Origin of the sequence: Microbulbifer yueqingensis (assembly GCF_900100355.1) — a bacterium.
In the GTDB taxonomy this organism is placed as follows: domain Bacteria; phylum Pseudomonadota; class Gammaproteobacteria; order Pseudomonadales; family Cellvibrionaceae; genus Microbulbifer; species Microbulbifer yueqingensis.
In genome coordinates, this window is record NZ_FNFH01000003.1 from 12611 (window position 1) to 27784 (window position 15174).

Sequence of the window (15174 nt, forward strand, 5' to 3'; positions counted from 1 at the left end):
TTAGCCATCCCCCGCTGTAGCCGCCTGGCGCACCAGCACGCGCTGTCCCTCCTGCAGGCTCTCGTTGCCCCGGGTGATCACTACCTGTCCGGGACTGAGCCCGGAGCGAATCTCCACCAGGCCGTCGAACCCCAGCCCCGTTGTCACCAGTTTCTCGGTGACGCTGGCGGGCTTGTCCCAGCCGCCGAAGTCCGTAGCTACCCACACGGTAATGCGTCCATCCGGGTAGCGGGTGAGGGCGTCCCGGGGAATGGCCACCGCCTGGCGCTCGGTGCCCAGGCGCAGTTGCGCCGATACCGACATGCCGGGGATCAGCGCCGGCTGGCCCTCGTCAACGATCTCGGTGCGCAGAACGAAGGTGCGGGCGCCGCTGCCGCTCAGGGGCACCTTGCGCAGCATGGTGGCTCGATAGGTGCGATCGTCACCGGTGTCGAATGCCAGCCGCAGCGGCGTTTGCTCGCCGATGCGCGCGTAGTAGCGCTGCGGTACCTGCAGGTCCGCGTACAGGTGTTCCGTCGAGACCACCTCGAACAGCTCCGTGCCCGGTTCCACCCACTCGCCCACCTCCGCCAGCTTGCGGCTGACAATGCCGGTGAAGGGGGCGTTGACCTGGTGGCGACGCAGCAGCGCCGTCTGTCGGCGGGCCTCGATTTCAGCCGCACGCAGTTCCGCCTGCGCCACCTGGGCCTGGGAGGTCAGCGTCTCCACGTCGCTTTCGGCAATGTAGTTATCCCCCAGCAGCGCCTGCGCCTCGCCGAGCCGGCGGCGCGCATCCGCGAGCAGCGTGCGGCGACGTTCAACATCCGCCAGGGCGGCGTCGCGGGCGATGCTATTCAGTTCCCGGTCCAGTTCCAGCAGCGGCTCGCCGGACCGGATGCGGTGGCCGAGATCCGCGTGGACTTTGCTGACGAGGCCGGCAACTTCGGTGGAAATTAGCGCCAGGCGCGGCGGTGTGAGGGTGCCGTTGACCGGGATGGATTCAACAATGGGGCGCGAGCGGGCGGCAATGGCCTCGACGGCGATCGGCCCCGCCTCCTGGGCCTGGGCCATCCACATCGTGGCGATTCCCGCCAGGGCTGACAACAGAAGGTGGAAACTCTTGGCCCGACGGTGGCGCATAAGGCGAAGCACTCCCCCTCTTAGCTGTTATCGGGTCGGCGGACGGACCCCTAAGGATAGTCCACCGACCCAGGGGGCGGCTCAGGGCTGCTCAGGGCGGCGAGTGGTCCCGGGGACTCGTATCGGCGGAGGGGGAGGGGAATACCTGGTCGAGGGTGAAGGTCTCGACGGCCGCGCCGGGGGATAGCGCCACCTCAAGCATTTTTGTCGCCACCTGCTCGCCGCGGATGGGACGGTAGCGACGCAGGCCCGGCAGCCGGCACAGGGCCGGCAGGACCGCGGCCGCCAGCTGTTCGCCTACCCGCAAATGGTCACGCTCGCCCAGCAGCAGTGACGGCCGGAAGATGCTGACCCGTGGGAAACCCAGCTGTAGCACGCATTGCTCCAGCTCCCCTTTCATCTGCAGGTAGCCGCTGCGGCTGTCAGGGTTGGCGCCGCTCGAGGATACCAGCAGGTAGTGGGCCACGCCGTTTTTCGCTGCCAGTGCGGCTGCCTGTAGCTGGTAATCGAGGTCCACCCGGCGTTGCGCCTCCAATGAGCCCGCTTTCCTGCGGGTGGTGCCCAGGCAGGAAAACAGCAGGTCGCCGGTAAAGAGGTTCGCATGATCCCCAAGCCGCCCGAAGTCCACCACCTGATTGCGGACCTTGCCAGATTCGTGAGGAGCAGGGCGGCGGGTGAGGGTGGTCACGGACTCGATGGATTCGCTGCCGGCGAGATCGTCGACCAGGGCACTGCCCACCAGGCCGGTGGCGCCGATGACGATGGCGGTGGTCATGGGATATTCACCTCAGGGAACTCACGCCTCAAGCGTATATAACGGTGATCTCGCCCGCATCAGCGAGTTCAAAAATGGTAATGACGGTGACCAGGGTAAGCCACAAGGAGGAAGAAGAGCCGGCAAGTAAAGAGATGTAACTGGACAAGATGGAACTGGACAAGTTGAGTGGCCTCCCGGGTTAACGCGATCCAGCGAAAGTCGGTCGAGAATAACGCGCTTTTATTTCCTTTTTCCACCATGGTGGAGTGGAAGGCGCTCGAGCGACCCCGCTGCCGATCACGAATTACGTTTCATTAACACTACGCCAATGCCGCCGAGGATTGCAGCCGATGCCACTACCATGCGCAGATCCAGCGCTTCACCGAGGAACAGCACTCCTCCGGCGGCGGTGATCACGGGAACGCTTAGTTGCACCGTGGCCGCGGTGCTTGCCTTCAGTGCGGGCAGGGCGGCGTACCAGACGGCGTAGCCGATTCCCGAGGCCACGGCGCCGGAGAGAATGGCGGAGGCCGCGCCGACTAGGTCGAGGGAAATATGCTCGCGCAGGATCGCGCTCAGGGCCAGGGCGAGGGGAGCGGCCAGCATGAAATTCTCTGCGGTGACCCGGGTGGGATCGGTCTGGCCTATGCCCCGCAGCGAGTAGATGCCCCACGCCACGCCTGCGCCGAGCATCAGGATCGCCGCTACCGGCGGGGGAGTGGTGGCCCCCGGCAACAGCAGTACGGCGAGCCCGGTAACGGCGATGGTGGTGCCTGCGAACTGCATTCGCGTGAACCGCTCGCCAGTCCAGAGGGCGTGGCCGATCATCGTTACCTGCACCGCAGCGAATAGCAGCAATGCGCCAGTGGCGGCGTTCATACTCAGGTAAGCGAAGGAAAAAGCTGCGGCATAGGCGAAAAGCGCCACGGCTGAGATCCAGTCGCGCCTGCGTTTGTCGCCCACGGTGCTGGTGTCGATTTCGGGTTTGCGCAGGGACAGCAGCCACAGCACCAGCGCCCCTGAAACCAGGCGCAGGGTGGTAAAGCTCGCTGCGTCGATGTGGGTTTCCTTCAGTGCCAGGCGGCACAGGAGTGAGTTGCCGGCGAAGGCGATCATCGCGAGGGCGGTCAGGGCAAGAATTCGCAGGGACGGCATGGCCTAGCTTCCATGGGATTTGCTTCACCGCTGGCCGGATTTCCACTGGTCCTGGCCATTCGGTAACGGCCGGCGAAACTGGCGGCAGGGGAAAGTCTACCAGCTGTCGCCACCTCCCGCCTGCACGCCAGGCGCACCGGTTCCCGTCCAAGAGGACATCCCCAAGCTCGAAGGTGACGGTAGAGAGCCGGCGGGGATCGATTGATTCCCCGCAGGCAGCTCAGGGGGCGGCCGGGCCCGGGTTCTTGCGCAGCCAGCGCCGGTAGCGCCAGGCGTGCAACTGGGTGGAGAGAAAGTCCCGCACCAGGTTGAGGACGACATTGAGCCCAGGATCGGGGCGTCGGTTGCGGGCGATGCGCCGGATATGGGTACGAGCCGATGCCATGACGCCGAGGCTGCTCATGGCCTGGGTGCGCAGTCTGCGGGTGGGGTAATGCACTTCGGTCAGTTCGCCGTTGAGCATTTTCCGGGGCAGCAGGGGCTCCAGGCAAAACGGCTTGGCCATACCGATCACATCCACGGCACCAAACTTGAGCGCCTCTTCCATACCCCGGCGGGTGCGAAAACCTCCCGTCACCATCAGCGGCATGGGCGCCACTGCGCGGGCCTTCTCGGCGAACTCCAGGAAAAATCCCTCGCGCTGCGCCGTATGCCTGCCGGAGGTTGCCCCTCGGCCGTCCATCATCGCCGGCGACTCGTAATTGCCGCCGGATATTTCCAGCAGGTCGACCCTGAATTCCGCCAGCCGAGCGATCACCTGCAGGGCATCTTCCTCGGCGAAACCGCCGGACTGGAAGTCGGCGGAATTCAGCTTGACCGACAGCGCCTTGCCCCTGGGCAGGACCGCGCGCACGGCCGCCAGCACCTCGAACAGGAAACGGGCGCGATTGTCCGGTGAGCCACCCCAGCGGTCCTCGCGGCGATTGGTGAGCGGGGACAGGAACTGGCTGATCAGGTAGCCATGAGCCGCGTGCACCTGCACCCCGTCGAAACCTGCCTCGACCGCCAGCGATGCGGTGCGCGCGAAGCGCCGGACCTGCTCGCGGATCTCTTCATCGGACATGGGCCGGGGCGTATTGAACAGGCCGCGGCCGCCCGGCACTTCGACGCCCACGGCGGAGGGTGCCAGCGGGCGCTCACACAGGTATTTCGGGATCTGCCGTCCGGGGTGGTTGATCTGCATCAGGAAAAGGTTGCCGCCCTGGCGGCCGGCGCTGGCCCAGGCGCGGAACTGCTGCAGGTTCGATTCATCCTCCAGGAAGACCGCGCCGGGGTCCGTCATCGCCCGCCGGTCCACCATCACGTTGCCGGTTACCAGCAGGCCAGGGTTGCCCGAGCTCCAGTTATGGTAAAGGTTGATGTGGGCATCGGTGGGGGCGCCCAGCCTGCCCAGTTCCTCCTCCATGGCGGACTTGGCAAAGCGGTTGGGCAGCAAAAGCCCATTGGGCAGGGTGACGGGAGTGGCCAGCATCAATACCTCCTGAGTAAACACCAGCGGCGGGATCTTAGGGATGGCACCCGTAGGGGTCAATCAATTCCAGCCGGTCGGCCTCTGTCCGCAGAGGCGTATGTATCCGGTTTATGGTCACGCTTTGTTACACGCTGTGTTGGTAGACCGCGGCGATCCCGAATATGTCCCGTGGGGATAAGAAGACAAGTGTCGACGCTGTGCTGGGGCGAATCCTCAACGCGGGTATGCAGGACAGGAATTTCGGTTGGAGGCCGATACCCTTGTGGCCGCAGGGCTGTCGCTGGCGGGGGTGGGCGGGCCGGCACTGCAGGGGAAGTTTGATATGTTGGGGATCCGGGTGTATCGCGTTCGTGAACGGGGGGTCACTGGGTTGCGCATGCAGGCCCTGCATGGCCAGGCCGGGTGCGCCGGTGAACCCGGTTATTGGAGGAGGGAAAGCGCGCCACAGGCTGCTAAGCTTACCGGTAGATCCCGCGCTGGAGCCTGAACTGGAGGTGAGTGGCATGAGGCAGTGGTTCCTGGCTGCGGCTTTCCTGGTGCAGCCGGCTTACGCTACGCAGATTACGATCGGCCCGGAGCAGGGGGCATCCGGCAGCCCCTACCTGAGCTTCTGCCAGGAGCGTTTCTATGAGGAAGATGACGGGCTCTTGCGGTGCAACTGGGCGGTGAACTTCAATTTCGCCTGTTTCGTGTCCTTCCCGTCAAACAAGGTCATCCAGGCCGGGGCGAAGATCAGCGAGCCCGAGGTCGTGGGTGAGTGTGACAACGGTGAGAAAATCATAAAGCTGATGCATTACTAGCGCGACCCACACAGCGACCCCTGCCGTGGGGTCCCAGGTCATCCAATACCGCCAGCCGGGCGTATAACAACCAACGACATCAAGCGCTACACGGATGGCGGCGTATACACGTCGCTCTGTGAGCCGGTATTTTTCAGTCAATTCTCCCGGTCGCGGGAACCGGTGGCAGTCCCACCGGCTCCCGCGCGGGCTAACTAACTTGCGTGGAATCTGGAAAAGGTAAGATGAGTACTTCCGATCAACAGCAGACCCTCGAGCGGCTCGGTGAGCAGTTCCGGCGACTCCGCCTGGCCCGGAATATCCCCCAGGAGTCCCTGGCGTCGTCGTCGGGACTGGGGCTGAGCACGGTCAAGAGGCTCGAGAACGGCCGGGGTTGCAACCTTTCCGCAATGGTGCAGTTGCTGGGGGCCCTGGGGTACGGTGAGCGCCTGCATGAATTCCTCGCGCAGCTCGCCGACGAGGCGGCAGGGGAGAGTGACGAAATTGTGAGCGAGCGCCGCCGGGCCTCGGCGCCGCGCAGGGTTTCCGAGGAGTCAGAGGCCGGGTAGGGGCCCGGTGTCCGTAGAACGCAGATTTCCGTCCCCCCGGCGTCCGGCAGTGGGGGCGGATACGCACTTCTGATAGCATTGGCGACCGTTACCAAGACCAATTCCATAACAACGGAAATAATCGCTATGCAGTTTCGCGTTTTATGCCGTGGCGGCCTCCTGTCGCTCCGCGGTATGGCGGCCACCGTATGTGCCGCACTCCTGCTGGCAGGCTGTGGCGGCGACGATGCCGCCGGAAAAAAAGACGGGCCAGACTTTGCCCGGCTTGATGCCTTCCCCTCCACTTATTCCATCGAACAGTCCCGGCCGGTGCTGATTTCCGGCGCCACGCTGTTGACCGGTACCGGCGAAAAGCTGGAGAACACCGACCTGCTGCTCAAAGACGGCAAGATTGCCCGTATCGATGACGGTATCAAGGCGCCGCGCGATGCGCTGGTGGTGGACGGCAAGGGCAAGTGGGTGACCCCCGGCATCGTGGATGTCCACTCCCACCTGGGCAACTATCCGGCCCCGGCCATCGAGTCATCCCAGGACGGCAACGAGATGACCGCGCCGAACACCGCCGAGGTGTGGACCGAGCATTCAGTCTGGACCCAGGACCCCCAGTTTCCCCTGGCCCTGGCCGGCGGCGTGACCACGCTGCAGATCCTGCCCGGCTCCGCCAACCTGTTCGGTGGCCGCTCGGTGACCCTGAAGAACGTACCCGGCCGGCGGGTGCAGGACATGAAGTTCCCCGGTGCCCCCTACGGCCTGAAGATGGCCTGTGGTGAAAACCCCAAGCGCGTTTACGGTGGCAAGGGGCAGGCGCCCTCCACCCGTATGGGCAACGTGGCCGGTTACCGCAAGGCCTGGATTGCCGCGCAGGACTACAAGGAGAAGTGGGAGAAGTATGCTGCCGAGGGCGGCGAGGAGCCTGAGCGCAACCTGGAGCTGGAGACCCTGGCCGGTGTGCTCAACGGCGATATCCTGGTACATAACCACTGTTACCGGGGTGAGGAGATGGCCGTCATGATGGATATCTCCAGGGAATTCGGTTTCCAGATCTCCACCTTCCACCACGCCGTGGAGGCCTACAAGGTCGCCGACCTGCTGGCCAAGAACAACGTCTGCGCAGCCATGTGGGCTGACTGGTGGGGCTTCAAGCACGAGGCCTTCGACATGACCGAGGCGAATATCGCCATCGTCGACCAGGCGGGTGCCTGCGCCATGATCCACTCCGATTCGGCGGTTGGCATCCAGCATCTCAACGAGGAGACGGCCAAGGCGATGGTCTCGGCGCAGCGTGCCGGCTTCGATATCGGCCCGGAACACGCTGTCACCTGGATGACGCTCAACCCGGCGAAAGCCCTGGGTATCGCTGACCGCACCGGCAGCCTGGAAAAGGGCAAGATGGCCGACGTGGTGGTCTGGTCCGGCAATCCCTTCAGCGTCTATTCTCAGGCCGAGAAGGTGTTCATCGACGGTGAACTGATGTACGACCGCGACAATCCCGCGCGACAGCCGCGCAGTGATTTCGAGCTGGGTATTATCGAAGCAGAGGGAGAGCGGCTGTGATGAAAAGGTTCCTGATTCAACTGCTGTGCCTTGGTCTTTTCGCCGGGGCGGCACATGCAGAGACGCTGCTGATCAAGGGCGGCAAGGTATACACCCTGTCCGGCCAGGGCACCCTGGCCCAGGGCGACGTACTGGTGCGCGACGGCAAGGTAGAGGCCATCGCGCCGTCCATCAGCGAGCGTGCCGATCGCATTATCGACGCCCGCGGCAAGGTGGTGACGCCCGGGATGATCGCGCCCCTGTCTGAGCTCGGTCTCACTGAGGTCAGTGCCGCCAGCGCGACCAACGACTACGCCGTCAGTGGCGAGAGCATCGGCAGCGCCTTCGACCCGCGCCCGGCGTACAATCCCAAGTCCACGCTCATCCCCTACAACCGTGCCCACGGCGTGACGCGGGCGGTGGTATTCCCGTCCATCAGTACCTGGGGCGAGGGCGCAGGTGAGCTGCACCGTGTATTTGCCGGGCAGGGATTCGCCATTGCCCTGAACGGTAACTTCGACAGTGTGGTGGCAGAGCAGCTGGGACAGAAGGCCTACCTTGGCGAGCTGGGTAGCCAGCTGGCCGGCGGCAGCCGTGCCAACGCCTTTGCCCGAATCGAGACCGCGCTCGCTGAGGCCAGGGAGTACCTCAATAACCGCGACGCGATCCGGCGCGGCAACTGGCGGGAGCTGGGCCACTCGCTGGCCGACCTCGAGGCCCTGCAGCCGGTGATCCAGGGCCAGCAGCCGCTGGTAGTCACCGCGAATCGTGCCAGCGATATCCTCCAGGCACTGAAGCTGGCGGAGGAGTACAAGCTGCAGCTGATCATCCAGGGCGCGGCCGAAGGCTGGATGGTGGCTGACCAGCTGGCGGCAGCGAAGGTGCCCGTGGTGATCGACGCGGTGAACAACCTGCCGATCAGCTTCGAGAGCCTCGGTGCCCGCTTCGACAATGCTGCGCGTATGCACAAGGCCGGGGTGACCGTGGCGATCAGCGGCCCGGGTTACGGTTCCACGCACCTGGTTCACCTGGCGCGCCAGTCTGCCGGCAATGCGGTAGTTCACGGGCTGCCCTACGAGGAGGCACTGAAGGCGATTACCACCAATGTGGCGCGGATCTTCGGTATCGAGGGTGGGGTGCTCAGCCCCGGTGGCGTAGCGGATGTGGTTGTCTGGAGCGGTGACCCGCTGGAAGTCACCAGCTACCCGGAGCAGGTACTGATCGGCGGCGAGCCCCAGTCACTGGTGAATCGCTCCACGCGCCTGCGGGACCGGTACCTCAAGCCCGAGCAGGGCCATGAGATGGGTTACAAATTCTGAGCCGGCAGCGGCCGGCGTTCCCCGGCCGCTCGCCTTCCTGATTCCATATGGGTCGCTGGTATGCGGCCCGCACTTTTTAACCTGGAGTAATCGACCATGATGGTTCCCCTGACAGGGCTTTATGCCAGTATCTGTGCGCTGTTGATCCTGGCGCTGGCGTTTCGGGTGGTCCGCTTCCGCCGCGGAGAAAAGGTGGGGGTGGGCAGTGGCGGCAAGCACTATGCCGAGGTCCTGATCCGCGCGCACGCCAACGCGGTCGAGTATGTGCCGCTGGCGCTGGTGCTGATGCTGGTGGCAGAAATCAACGGTCTCTCGGCCTTCTGGCTGCACCTGCTGGGCGGGACGCTGGTGCTGGCACGCTTCCTCCACGCCTGGGGGCTGACGGCGGGCAGGGGAGGCTATCACTTCGGCCGTTTCTGGGGCACGACCCTGACGTGGACGGTGATCATTGCCTTTGCGTCGATCAATATTGTCGGGGCTTTCTGACCCCAAGACATTCCTCGAATCGGTCTGCAGGAGCGGTCCCTGGCCGTGATCCGCATGCCCCTTTAGTGATCGCGGCCATGGGCCGCTCCTACACAGGGGGCAAAGGCTGGGCGATGTGGATGCTCAGCTTTCGGGTTGGATCGCAATCAGTGCAAAAAAAAGCCCGGCAGATACCGGGCACAGTACAGGGATGGTTTGCGTGAATCCCCGGGGCGGGGATCCAGGCGGGGAACTTATTGATTGGCGGCCAGCTGGGTGACGCGATCGTCGGACTCGCCTTGTTCTCCGGAGCTCCCCTGGGCGCCCTCTTGGGTGCTCTCGTGAGCCTTCTCTTCCTCTGCTTCCAGCAGCATTTCCGGCTTGCCCTTGCAGGCTTTCGCCAGCACTTCGCGGCGCTTGGCCAGCAGCAGGCCAATTTCCTCGCTGGCCGCTTCGGAAATGCCATCAATATTCCGCTCGATCAGCGAGGTGATATTGGCGGCCAGCTCCAGCATCTTGTCGTGTTCTTCGGCATCTTTCTTGTTGTCGAACATTGCTCCGTCTCTATCGCATTTCCAAACAGCAACTACAGCCATGAGTGCCTCCGGTTATTGTTAAGTATTGATACTGTTTGCATGTACAGTAGCTGTATGAGTTTCCAGTGTCAACTGTAAAGTCGCCAGTTTGTTCCGGTCCTGGAAACCCGGTGGTGGCTAAGCGGTGACAATTGCGGTGAATTGATGACGGGCTGCGGTGTGCGGCAGTGCCGCTACCGGTGGCGGCTGCCATAATGGAATTGTTGTCGGGCGCCTTTCTCCCCCCCTTGAACAGGGCGCCCGTGAGTAAACCCGCAGTGTGAGATTGAGGCCCGCCACCAGGCGGGCTTTTTTTATGCGTGGTCCTGGCTAGATGGAAATCACCAGGCGCGCCGCCAGTGCCATCAGCAGGATGCCGAACACTTGTTGCAGGCGATGGGCCAGGTTGCCGCCCCTCCAGTTGCGGCGCCGCCCGGCGCAGACGACCAGGGTCACCACTGAATACCATACGGCATCGATGACGGCGGGGAGGGCAGCCATACCGAGCTTGGTGACGACCGCCTGCTGCTCGGCCACGAACTGGCTGAACAACGCGGTGAAGAACACAGCAACTTTCGGGTTGAAGAAAGCCACGCCGAAGCCCTGCAGGGCCGCGCGGCGGGTGCTGATTGGCTCAGTGGGCGTGGCCTTCCCGCCAGTGCCGGGCGCCTCGGCGCTCAGGGCTTTCCAGCCCAGGTAGAGAAGCATGGCGGCACCGCCCCATTGCAGCAGCCCGAACAGGAAGGGCGACTGGGTGATCAGCACCGCCAGGCCCAGGGCTGTCAGGCCGGCGTAGATGCCCACGCCGGCGCCGTGGGCCAGCGCCGCGGCCAACCCGGGGCGCACTCCTGAGGCGGCGGCCCGCAGGATGATCAGCAGGCTGGGCCCGGGCGACATGGCGCCGAGTGCGCAGATACCGGCGAGGGAAAGCCAGGCGAGCGTATCCATCAGAAGCCGCCTCCTTTTTCCAGCCAGGCCTGTTCGGCCGGCGTCGAGGCCCGCCCCAGGGCGGCGTTGCGGTGCGGGTAGCGGCCGAACTCCTCAATGACCTCGCGGTGGGCCAGGGCATACTGGTAGAAGTTCTCCGCCTGCGCGGCGCCCTCGGCTCCGTCCAGGTGGCTCTTGCGCAGCCGGTCGAAGAACTCCACTGAGCGCTGTTGCATCTCCAGGCTCTCATCATGTTCCAGGGGCATGCCCAGGAAGGCGCGCTGGTAAAGCCCCAGTTGCTCGTCGTCGCCACGCTCTATGACTTCCAGCGCCACCTTGCGGGCCAGGGCGTCGCCGGCGAAGGCCCGGCGGGTATCCCGGTAAATGTTGCGGGTGAACTGGTCACACAGCAGCACCAGCGCCAGCTCACCGGCGAGGCTGGTGCGCCAGCCTTCCAGCTCGCCGCCCAGCGCCGCCTCGACGAGGTGACCGAAGTTCTCCTCGATTTGCTGGTCCAGCTCCTCCTGGGCGCTGAACCACAGCTGGCGGTGGGCGTCGTCCACCGGGGCATTCAGGCGGTCGCTGCCAAACCAGAATCGCAATATGTCGGCGGGCTGGGTCATAGGGGGTTCCTGAATTTTTTTCTGCGCCGGTGCATCCAGACGGCCTCCGGGCGGCATCCTATGGCTGAATACGGAAATTATACGGAGGCTGACATGGTAACCCGTGAGACAGGAAGTGTGAAAAAGGTTAAATTCTACGTCGTGCTGGTGGCATTTCTTGGTGCCGCGCCAGCCATGGCGGCGGAAATCGACCTCCCTATCGCCAAGGTGCAGCAGGAGTTGAGCGAGAAAGCCGAACAGGCCGTTGCGCAGAAGCTCCGTGAGTGCAAGCAGGAGGTGCGCGAGGACGGGGACGTGCCCCGTTACCCGGTGCGGATCGCCGAGATGCACCACAGCATCGGCGGCCCGATCGTGGCAGGGATGAGTGCTGCCGCGCCCTGAGAGGCTACGTCGGCGCCCCCGGGCGCGACATCGACAGCTAGCGCAGAACACTAGAGAGAGAGCAATAAATGAGAGCGAGAAACCTGATATCCACGGCGGCCCTGGGCCTGGTGGCGGCGCTGGCCGCCGGCAGCGCCTGGGCCCAGGAAACCCCGGCAGAGGCCCCCGAGGCCCGCACTGAGCAGCCCCCGGCGCCCCCCGAACCGCCCACGCGGGAGTGGGAAGAGGAGGTCGAGGAAAAGGTCGAGAAACAGGTGCGCATCATCCGTGGAGAGGATGGCAAGCTGCGGATCAAGACCCGTGACGAGAACGGCCAGCGGTCCGAGGTCGAGGTGGACCTGGGCGAGGAATTCGGCGGGGCCCTGTCGCGCCGGATCTACGAGAAGCTGGAGAAGAAGGGCATCCTGGACGAATCGGGGCTGGTGGTCGAGGAGGCCATGGAGGGCGTGCCCGAAAACATCCGCATCGGCATTTCCCGGGAGGTTTCGCGGGATATTGCCAGGGACATGGGCACCCGTGACAGGCACCGCCATGCCCACCATGACGACGATGACGGTGACAACTTTGTCATTGCCGTGATTGCAATACTCTCGGTCTTCGGCACGCCGCTGCTGATCGTGTGGCTGGTGACCCGCAACAGCTACCGCAAGAAACAGCTGGTGATGGACAACATCAACCGCATGGTGGCCGAGGGACGCGATATTCCGCCAGAGTTGCTCGATGCCATGCAGGGCGAATCGCCCAGCAATGTGAAGGACAGGGGTTTCACCCTGATCGCGGTAGGCCTGGCGCTGTTCATCTGGCTCACGATTGCCAGTGGCGTCGGCGTGGGAAGCCTGGGCCTGATCCCGCTGTTTATCGGCATCGCCCGGTTTATCAACTGGAAGATGGAACACCAGGAAGGCAACCGGGCAGGCTAGGGACAGCGGTCTATGGACCTCAATGACAAGGATCTAATCCGGCGTGTCGTCGACGACGGGGACCAGCGGGCGTATGCCCAGCTGGTCCGGCGCTATCAGTCACAGCTGCGTTTCTCGCTCCGCCAGCTGTGCGATGGTGACCAGGCCCTGGCCGACGACATGGCGCAGGAGGCCTTTATCAAGGCCTACAAGGCGCTGCCGGCGTTCCGCGGGGATGCGCGATTCAGCACCTGGCTGTACCGCATCGCCTACAATCTCGTCATGAGTTACCGACGCAAGAACGCGCCGGAGGTTGACCAGGAGGCCGTGGACCGGGCCCAGGCCCAGGAGACGGTGGAAGAGGCCCAGCAGCTGGGAATGGCCCGGGACCTGGAGTCCGCCATGCAGGAACTCAGCGAGCCGCAGCGACAGGCCATTCACCTGTGCATGCACCGCGGCTTTTCACACGAGGAGGCGGCGAGTATCATGAAGCTGCCACTTGGTACGGTAAAGTCCCACGTTAACCGCGCGCGGGCCAAATTGCAGACGCTGCTACAGGCGTGGCGCGAGGAGGTGGTCAGTGGATAAGTTTGAACATAGTGCCCGCGAGGGCGTACAGGGGTTTGGAACCTTGAGTGAAGCCCAGTTACGCAACAGTGACCCGGATTTCGATGCCTGGCTGGGTCAGCAGCTGCAGTTCAGCGAGCCCTACCTGGACGACGACGGTTTCTGTGACCAGGTCATGGAGCGGCTGCCGGCCCCCACTGCGCGGTCAGAGCGCCGCGTGACCCGCACCCAGTACGCCGCGGTTGCAATGGCATCGACCATCGTGGCCTGGCAGTTTCCTTTCGGCGAAGTCCTGGCCGAGGCAGCGCGCCAGTCGATCAGCCTCTACAGCCTGGTGGGGATCGGTTTATTGTCTTCCCTGGCGGCCATGTTCGGCGGTATCGTCGCGGCGCGCCGCTAGTCCCAGCTTTCCCCGGGGCCTGTCCGGGCCCCGGCTTGCTCCCTCCTGCCTACTGGGTTGCGACCTGCGGCAGCGCCCGCTGGCGCAGTTGCCAGCGCCGTATTCCCACGATGATTCCCCCGGAGACATACATCACCAGCGAATAGACTGCCGCCGGCACGGCCATGGCTGGGGCCTGCAGCAGGGTGGTGGCCACCAGTATGGCCATGGTGGAGTTCTGGATGCCGATTTCAATGGTGATGGAGGTGGCCTGGTCGGCGTTCAGGTGCGCGAGACGGGCGGTGAGGTAGCCCGCCACCACCATAGAGCCGTTCAGCAGCAGGGTGGCCGGGCCGCTGCTGCGTAACTGGCCGATAAAGCCCTCGCCCTGCTGGGCGATGATCACCACAATCAGGAATACCAGGAACAGGGCACCGAATAGGTTGATCTTGGGCTCCAGCCACCGGGCCAGGCGCAGCGCATGCGCCCGCAGTAGCATGCCCAGGCCCACCGGCAGCAGGGTGATCAGCATCAGGATCTTGATCATGCGCTCCGCGGGTATCGCCACTGCTGACTGGGTATCGGTGAAGGCTGCCAGTGCCAGGGCGGCAATCAGCGGTATGGTGAAGATCGTCAGTACGCTGCTGATGGCCGTGAGGCTGATGGACAGCGCGAGGTCGGCCCGGGCGAGGTAGGCGACCAGGTTGGAGGTGGTTCCTCCGGGGCAGGCCGCCAGCAGCACCAGGCCCACGGCCAGCGCCGGCGTTGGCATCAACAGGAAGGCGATGGCAAAGCCCGCCAGGGGCAGCATCACCATCTGGCCGAAGGTGCCGAGGAAAGCGGCCCTGGGATAGCGCGCCACACGGGTGAAGTCGCCGGGTGTCAGTGCCAGCCCCATGCCAAACATGATGACAAACAGGCAGATGGGGAGGACAAGCTGGGAAAAGACGCTGCTGACCATGGGGGCAGGCTCCTGAGCCGGGCTGGTTCAGTTGAGCCTAGTCGATTCCGGGCCGCGCGAGCGACCGCTGCCCGGGAGCGCTGCCGCCGGATACCTCCGGCTTGATCCTGGCGGCAGGCAGGGGAAGCAATGCCCCCCCGTCGCTGCGCCTCAGCGGGCCAGCCGGATCTCGCCGCTCTTGCGCACCCGGATGGAGGGCGGGAAGGTGCGTTGCAGGCCGAGTTTGGCCTCCAGGGTGTAGGGCACTGTGTCACCGCGCATCGACATCAGTTCAGCGGCGGCCATGAAGGAACCCATCAGGTTGGCGGAGGCGTCTACCACGATATCGTCACCTCCATAGGCGGGAATCCGCGGCAGGTCGCTGGCGGTGCCCGTCACTACCTTGTGGCCCGCCAGTTCCAGCGTGTAGTAGAGCCCCGCCAGTGACAGGGGTACCGAATTGGGGTTGTCCACGCGCAGGCGGATGCGGAAACGCAGGTCGCCGCCCCGGCTACTGGGCAGGGGCTCCAGGCCAGTGACCTGGACCGAGGGCTCCTCGAAGTCCGGGGTGAGCACGGTGCAGCCCTGGAACAGGGCCGCCATCATCAGTAACACAAGAATCCGGTTGAAGTTCTGCAGGATCTGCACGCAAATTTCCTCTGTTGGTGTCCGCGGGGGACGGTGTTGCCATCGCCGGTCCGTGGAATAATCCGCGG

Annotated in this window: 18 protein-coding genes; 9 read left to right on the top strand and 9 right to left on the bottom strand. The window is 64.4% G+C overall.

Annotated features, from left to right (window positions below; all coding sequences use genetic code 11):
- The 4 genes from BLT26_RS07265 to BLT26_RS07280 form a co-directional block, all read right to left on the bottom strand.
- Entirely contained in the window at positions 1 to 1119 is a 1119-nt protein-coding gene (locus BLT26_RS07265) for an efflux RND transporter periplasmic adaptor subunit (protein WP_091511229.1), read from the bottom strand.
- Between the two features lie 91 nt (positions 1120 to 1210).
- The gene (locus BLT26_RS07270) at positions 1211 to 1894 is read right to left on the bottom strand and encodes an NAD-dependent epimerase/dehydratase family protein (RefSeq protein ID WP_091511232.1); all 684 of its coding nucleotides are present in this window, start codon (positions 1892 to 1894) and stop codon (positions 1211 to 1213) included.
- 279 nt (positions 1895 to 2173) lie between these two features.
- A complete protein-coding gene (locus tag BLT26_RS07275) occupies positions 2174 to 3031 on the bottom strand; it encodes a DMT family transporter (protein ID WP_091511236.1) in 858 nt (285 codons plus the stop codon).
- 220 nt (positions 3032 to 3251) lie between these two features.
- Positions 3252 to 4502 carry an NADH:flavin oxidoreductase/NADH oxidase family protein gene (locus tag BLT26_RS07280; protein ID WP_091511239.1) on the bottom strand — a complete coding sequence of 417 codons (1251 nt, stop codon included), beginning with the start codon at positions 4500 to 4502 and terminating at the stop codon, positions 3252 to 3254.
- A 503-nt stretch (positions 4503 to 5005) separates the two neighbouring features.
- On the opposite strand from BLT26_RS07280, the gene BLT26_RS07290 reads away from it, so the two are divergent.
- The 5 genes from BLT26_RS07290 to BLT26_RS07310 all read left to right on the top strand — a co-directional run bounded on the left by BLT26_RS07290 (position 5006) and on the right by BLT26_RS07310 (position 9188).
- Positions 5006 to 5302, top strand: a complete 297-nt coding sequence (locus BLT26_RS07290; protein ID WP_091511248.1) for a hypothetical protein — start codon at positions 5006 to 5008, stop codon at positions 5300 to 5302.
- Between the two features lie 224 nt (positions 5303 to 5526).
- Entirely contained in the window at positions 5527 to 5850 is a 324-nt protein-coding gene (locus BLT26_RS07295) for a helix-turn-helix domain-containing protein (RefSeq protein WP_091511251.1), read from the top strand.
- A gap of 126 nt (positions 5851 to 5976) precedes the next feature.
- Positions 5977 to 7404 carry an amidohydrolase gene (locus BLT26_RS07300; RefSeq protein ID WP_091511253.1) on the top strand — a complete coding sequence of 476 codons (1428 nt, stop codon included), beginning with the start codon at positions 5977 to 5979 and terminating at the stop codon, positions 7402 to 7404.
- A complete protein-coding gene (locus BLT26_RS07305) occupies positions 7404 to 8702 on the top strand; it encodes an amidohydrolase family protein (protein ID WP_091511256.1) in 1299 nt (432 codons plus the stop codon). The genes BLT26_RS07300 and BLT26_RS07305 overlap by 1 nt, the downstream gene beginning before the upstream one ends.
- A gap of 96 nt (positions 8703 to 8798) precedes the next feature.
- On the top strand, positions 8799 to 9188 hold the full coding sequence (locus tag BLT26_RS07310; protein ID WP_091511259.1) for an MAPEG family protein: 390 nt from the start codon (positions 8799 to 8801) through the stop codon (positions 9186 to 9188).
- A gap of 233 nt (positions 9189 to 9421) precedes the next feature.
- Here BLT26_RS07310 and BLT26_RS07315 read toward each other — a convergent pair whose 3' ends face one another.
- The 3 genes from BLT26_RS07315 to BLT26_RS07325 all read right to left on the bottom strand — a co-directional run bounded on the left by BLT26_RS07315 (position 9422) and on the right by BLT26_RS07325 (position 11292).
- Positions 9422 to 9763, bottom strand: a complete 342-nt coding sequence (locus tag BLT26_RS07315; RefSeq protein WP_091511263.1) for a YebG family protein — start codon at positions 9761 to 9763, stop codon at positions 9422 to 9424.
- A 309-nt stretch (positions 9764 to 10072) separates the two neighbouring features.
- Positions 10073 to 10690: a LysE family translocator gene (locus BLT26_RS07320; RefSeq protein WP_091511267.1), complete on the bottom strand. Its 618-nt coding sequence runs from the start codon at positions 10688 to 10690 to the stop codon at positions 10073 to 10075.
- Complete coding sequence (locus BLT26_RS07325) at positions 10690 to 11292, bottom strand: DUF924 family protein (RefSeq protein WP_091511270.1); 603 nt, start codon at positions 11290 to 11292, stop codon at positions 10690 to 10692. Before BLT26_RS07325 ends, BLT26_RS07320 begins: the two co-directional genes overlap by 1 nt.
- Positions 11293 to 11409: 117 nt before the next feature.
- Here BLT26_RS07325 and BLT26_RS07330 point away from each other — a divergent pair, with 117 nt between their 5' ends.
- The 4 genes from BLT26_RS07330 (at position 11410) to BLT26_RS07345 (ending at position 13539) form a co-directional block, all read left to right on the top strand.
- Positions 11410 to 11673 carry a hypothetical protein gene (locus tag BLT26_RS07330; protein WP_091511273.1) on the top strand — a complete coding sequence of 88 codons (264 nt, stop codon included), beginning with the start codon at positions 11410 to 11412 and terminating at the stop codon, positions 11671 to 11673.
- Between the two features lie 68 nt (positions 11674 to 11741).
- Complete coding sequence (locus tag BLT26_RS07335; RefSeq protein ID WP_091511277.1) at positions 11742 to 12593, top strand: DUF6249 domain-containing protein; 852 nt, start codon at positions 11742 to 11744, stop codon at positions 12591 to 12593.
- 12 nt (positions 12594 to 12605) lie between these two features.
- Complete coding sequence (locus BLT26_RS07340) at positions 12606 to 13160, top strand: sigma-70 family RNA polymerase sigma factor (protein WP_091511280.1); 555 nt, start codon at positions 12606 to 12608, stop codon at positions 13158 to 13160.
- Positions 13153 to 13539, top strand: coding sequence for a hypothetical protein (locus BLT26_RS07345; protein WP_091511286.1), 387 nt, complete (start codon positions 13153 to 13155; stop codon positions 13537 to 13539). Before BLT26_RS07340 ends, BLT26_RS07345 begins: the two co-directional genes overlap by 8 nt.
- A 49-nt stretch (positions 13540 to 13588) precedes the next feature.
- On the opposite strand, the gene BLT26_RS07350 is transcribed toward BLT26_RS07345, so the two are convergent.
- Together BLT26_RS07350 and BLT26_RS07355 are read right to left on the bottom strand one after the other, a co-directional pair.
- Positions 13589 to 14479 (bottom strand): bile acid:sodium symporter family protein, encoded by an 891-nt coding sequence (locus BLT26_RS07350; protein WP_091511291.1) that lies wholly within the window; start codon positions 14477 to 14479, stop codon positions 13589 to 13591.
- Positions 14480 to 14629: 150 nt separating this feature from the next.
- Complete coding sequence (locus tag BLT26_RS07355) at positions 14630 to 15106, bottom strand: LEA/WHy family protein (protein WP_091511294.1); 477 nt, start codon at positions 15104 to 15106, stop codon at positions 14630 to 14632.
- Positions 15107 to 15174: the final 68 nt, after the last annotated feature.